Raw genomic sequence first — 704 nt, 5'->3', positions numbered from 1 at the left:
CCACCGCAGTCGAAACGCTGGCCCTTGAACTTGTAGGCAATCACGCAACCGTCCTGGGCCTGCTTCATCAGGGCGTCGGTGATCTGGATCTCGCCACCCTTGCCCGGCTCGGTGTCTTCGATCAGTTGGAAGATGTCCGGGGTCAGGATGTAGCGACCGATGATTGCCAGGTTCGACGGTGCGTCTTCCGGCTTCGGTTTTTCCACCATGTTGCGCACGCGGTACAGATCGTCACCGATCAGATCGCCAGCAATCACCCCGTACTTCTGGGTTTCCTGCGGATCGACTTCCTGGATCGCGACGATGGTGCAACGGTACTGTTTGTACAACTTGACCATCTGGGTCAGGACGCCATCGCCTTCCAGGTTGACGCACAAGTCGTCCGCCAGAACCACGGCGAACGGCTCGTCGCCGATCAGCGGACGACCGGTCAGAATCGCGTGGCCCAAACCTTTCATTTCGGTCTGGCGGGTGTAGGAGAACGAGCACTCGTCAAGCAGCTTGCGGATACCGACCAGGTACTTCTCTTTGTCGGTGCCCTTGATCTGGTTTTCCAGCTCGTAGCTGATGTCGAAGTGGTCTTCCAGCGCGCGCTTGCCGCGACCGGTGACGATGGAGATTTCAGTGAGACCTGCATCCAGGGCTTCTTCGACGCCGTACTGGATCAGTGGCTTGTTCACCACCGGCAGCATTTCTTTAGGCAT

The 704-nt window shown here is 58.2% G+C and carries 1 protein-coding gene; it reads right to left on the bottom strand.

The annotated features are described in order from the left end of the window. Positions 1 to 704: UTP--glucose-1-phosphate uridylyltransferase GalU (gene galU / locus NR126_RS28400; RefSeq protein ID WP_256832484.1), on the bottom strand; the 704-nt coding region annotated here is incomplete at both ends.

Origin of the sequence: Pseudomonas sp. Pse1 (genome assembly GCF_024519635.1) — a bacterium.
Taxonomy (GTDB): domain Bacteria; phylum Pseudomonadota; class Gammaproteobacteria; order Pseudomonadales; family Pseudomonadaceae; genus Aquipseudomonas.
This window is presented reverse-complemented; position numbering and strand designations above follow the sequence as displayed.